The following is a 2,733-nucleotide window of genomic DNA, read 5'->3' on the forward strand; positions in this document are numbered from 1 at the left end:
AGGCGACCTTGGTGGACGCGCCCACCGAGCGCGCGACCGCGGCGAGCGCCGCGGTGGCCTCACCCTCCAGGCCGGGGGCGACGACGACGGGCGCCGCATCCTCTCCGGCCCCGGCATCGGCCGCGATACCGACCACCACGACGTCGGCGTCCACCGGCGTCGTGACCGCCTCGATCGGGGCGAGATCAGGGCTGTGGGTGAGGATCGACTGCGCGGTCGGCATGAAGCGCTCCTGGGGGTCGGCGGGACGTACGGGAAGGGTCGTGATGCCCGGACGACGCGGCGGGACCGCCACGGCGAGGGCACCATAGTCTATCGACTAACGTGGGCAGGCAGCCGGACCGTAGAGCGCGAGGAGTGGCCACATGACAGACACAGGGGACCTTCACGAGGGACCACTGCACTCCCGCCACGTGGAGGCCGGCGCGACCTTCGCCCCGTTCGGCGGCTGGTCGATGCCGGTGCAGTACGCCGGCACCGTCGCAGAACACACCGCCACCCGCACCGCCGTCGGACTGTTCGACGTCAGCCACCTCGGCAAGGCGCTCGTGACCGGCCCGGGCGCCGCGGAGTTCGTCAACTCGTGCTTCACCAACGACATCGACCGGATCGCCGCCGGTAGCGCCCAGTACACGCTGTGCTGCGACGAGTCCGGGGGAGTGGTGGACGACCTCATCGCCTACCGGGTCTCCGACTCCGAGATCTTCCTCATCCCCAACGCCGCCAACACCGCCGAGGTGGTCCGCCGGATGCAGGCCGCCGCGGCCGAGCGGGCGCCCGGGGTCACCGTCACCGACGAACACCGTTCCCGCGCCGTGATCGCGGTCCAGGGCCCCCTCGCCGGAGAAGTGCTCGAGGCGGTGGGACTGCCGACCGACCTCGACTACATGGCGTACGTCGACGCCGACTGGAACGGACACTCCGTGCGGGTCTGCCGCACCGGGTACACCGGCGAGTACGGCTTCGAGGTGTTGCCCGCCTGGGACGAGGCCGGCCCGATCTGGGACGCGCTCGCCGAGCAGGTGCTGTCCCGCGAGGGCGCCCTGTGCGGTCTCGGTGCCCGCGACTCGCTGCGCACGGAGGCCGGCTACCCGCTGCACGGCAACGAGCTGTCCGTGGACCTCAGCCCGCTCGAGGCGCGCTGCGCCTGGGCCATCGGCTGGGACAAGCCCGCCTTCTGGGGGCGCGAGGAACTGCTGCGTCAGAAGGAGGCCGGCCCCGCCCGCCGCATGTACGCGCTCGAGGTCACCGGACGCGGGATCCCGCGCGCCGGACAGACCGTGCGCGCCGGTGGACGCGACGTGGGCGTCACCAGCTCCGGCACGTTCTCACCGACCCTCAAGACCGGGATCGCGCTCGCGTTCATCGAGCTGGACGCGGGTCTGAAGAAGGGCGACGAGGTCGTCGTCGACGTACGCGGACGAGAGGTAGCGTGCCGCCTCGCGGTACCCCCGCTCATCGAGATCCGCACCCGCTGACCCGCCCCCTTCCTCCAGGAACGAGACCCGCAATGTCCGAGTTCGACGTCCGTCCGTCCGCCTCGCCGAGGTCGACCGCCGAGCGCGAGGCCATCCTCGCCGCCCCCGGCTTCGGCAAGCACTTCACCGACCACATGGTCACCCTCCCGTACTCGAACGGGCAGTGGGGCACCCCGGTCGTGGAGGCGTACGCCCCCCTGTCCATCGACCCGTCCGCCGTGGTCCTGCACTACGCGCAGACGATCTTCGAGGGACTCAAGGCCTACCGGCAGGCCGACGACTCCATCGCCTCGTTCCGACCCGAGCAGAACGCCGCCCGCTTCAACCGCTCCGCGGAGCGCCTCGCCATGCCGCAGCTGCCCGAAGAGCTGTTCATGGAGTCGTTGCGGCAGATCGTGGCGATCGACCGCGACTGGGTGCCCGCCGCCGGTGGTGAGGAGGCGCTCTACCTGCGGCCCTTCATGATCGCCACCGAGACCGGGCTCGGCGTGCGGCCGGCCGACGAATACCTCTACTCCGTGATCGCCTCCCCGGCCGGCGCGTACTTCTCCCGCGGCGTGGCCCCCGTGAGCGTCTGGCTGAGCACCGAATACGTGCGCGCCAGCCCCGGCGGCACCGGCGCCGCCAAGTTCGGCGGCAACTACGCCGCCTCGCTGCGCGCCCAGGAGCAGGCCGCGGCCAAGGGATGCGACCAGGTGGTCTGGCTCGACGCGATCGAACGGAAGTACGTCGAGGAGATGGGCGGGATGAACCTGTTCTTCGTCCTCGGCTCCGGCGACTCCGCCGAAATCGTCACCCCCGAACTGTCCGGCTCGTTGCTGCCGGGCGTCACCCGCGACAGCCTCCTGCAGCTTGCCCGCCACCTCGGCTACCCCGTGACCGAGCGCAAGGTCTCCGTGGACGAATGGGATTCGGGCGTGGCCTCCGGCGAGATCACCGAGGTGTTCGCCTGCGGCACCGCCGCCGTCATCACCCCCGTCGGGTCCGTGCAACACTCCGGCGGCGGCTACACGGTGGGCGACGGCGGGCCGGGGGCGATCACCATGCGGCTGCGCGAGACGCTCACCGGAATCCAGCGCGGGTCCGTGGAGGACCCGTTCGGCTGGATGACGACGCTGGTCTGAGCCGCGCCCCGTCAGAGCAGGAGCACCGCCGCCACCAGCGCGGCGGCGGTGCCCGTCTCGATCACCGCGCCGAGGACGTCCCCGCTGATCCCGCCGAGCCGGCGGACCGCGTGCCGGCCGAAGCCCGCCGC

General features: G+C 71.9%; 3 protein-coding genes and 1 pseudogene. 2 read left to right on the plus strand and 2 right to left on the minus strand.

Features of this window, described 5'->3' with window-relative positions; translation table 11 throughout:
- Positions 1-223, minus strand: a pseudogene (locus G6024_RS08820) (leucyl aminopeptidase); the annotation flags it as partial.
- A gap of 142 nt (positions 224-365) precedes the next feature.
- Between G6024_RS08820 and gcvT the strand changes: the two are divergent.
- Together gcvT and G6024_RS08830 are read left to right on the plus strand one after the other, a co-directional pair.
- Entirely contained in the window at positions 366-1,478 is a 1,113-nt protein-coding gene (gene gcvT, locus G6024_RS08825; protein ID WP_159148511.1) for a glycine cleavage system aminomethyltransferase GcvT, read from the plus strand.
- Between the two features lie 32 nt (positions 1,479-1,510).
- Positions 1,511-2,602, plus strand: coding sequence for a branched-chain amino acid aminotransferase (locus tag G6024_RS08830; protein ID WP_159148512.1), 1,092 nt, complete (start codon positions 1,511-1,513; stop codon positions 2,600-2,602).
- Positions 2,603-2,613: 11 nt separating this feature from the next.
- Here the strand turns inward: G6024_RS08830 and G6024_RS08835 are convergent.
- Positions 2,614-2,733 (minus strand): adenosylcobinamide-GDP ribazoletransferase (locus G6024_RS08835; RefSeq protein WP_182640348.1); only part of this gene is annotated, 120 nt, incomplete at its 5' end.

It is taken from the genome of Dietzia maris (assembly GCF_014144855.1).
Classification (GTDB): domain Bacteria; phylum Actinomycetota; class Actinomycetes; order Mycobacteriales; family Mycobacteriaceae; genus Dietzia; species Dietzia kunjamensis.